Below are 479 nucleotides of genomic sequence, written 5' to 3' on the forward strand. Positions count from 1 at the left end.
TACCACGGCATGCGACGCCTCCGCATCCGCTGGGAACGCCGCGACGACATCCACGAAGCGTTCCTCGGCCTGGCCACCTGCATCATCTGCTACCGACACATCAAGACCCTTTGTTAGGAACCCTAAGGTGACATCAGCTCGAATCTGGCGGATCTGGGCTGGTTGCGGTGCGTGCTGGCCTTTGTTCCAGGGCGGGAAACTTCCGGGTGGTGGATGCCAGGCCACTCGGGAGGCCACGGTGAAGTGCTGCGGGGTAGCCGTGGTGATACCGCGGGGGTATAGCCGGGTGCCTACTTCGACGAGCGATCAATCAGTGAACACGGGAACCTCCTCGGTCTTGCCCTTCGCCCATGTGTCCAAAGTGGACTGACTGGGTTGGGCACACCGTCTGCCGATCAGGCCGTGGGAGGGGCGGAGCCGCCGTAGTACTCCGAGCCGGGGAAAGCCTGGCACATGGGGAAGGGCGGCAGCGAGATCGC

1 pseudogene is annotated in these 479 nt (G+C 63.7%); it reads left to right on the forward strand.

Annotation, left to right across the window (positions count from 1 at the left end):
• Positions 1-117, forward strand: a pseudogene (locus tag E1288_RS46605) (IS5/IS1182 family transposase); the annotation flags it as partial.
• Positions 118-479: the final 362 nt, after the last annotated feature.

This window comes from Saccharopolyspora elongata (assembly GCF_004348985.1).
GTDB classification, from domain to species: domain Bacteria; phylum Actinomycetota; class Actinomycetes; order Mycobacteriales; family Pseudonocardiaceae; genus Saccharopolyspora; species Saccharopolyspora elongata.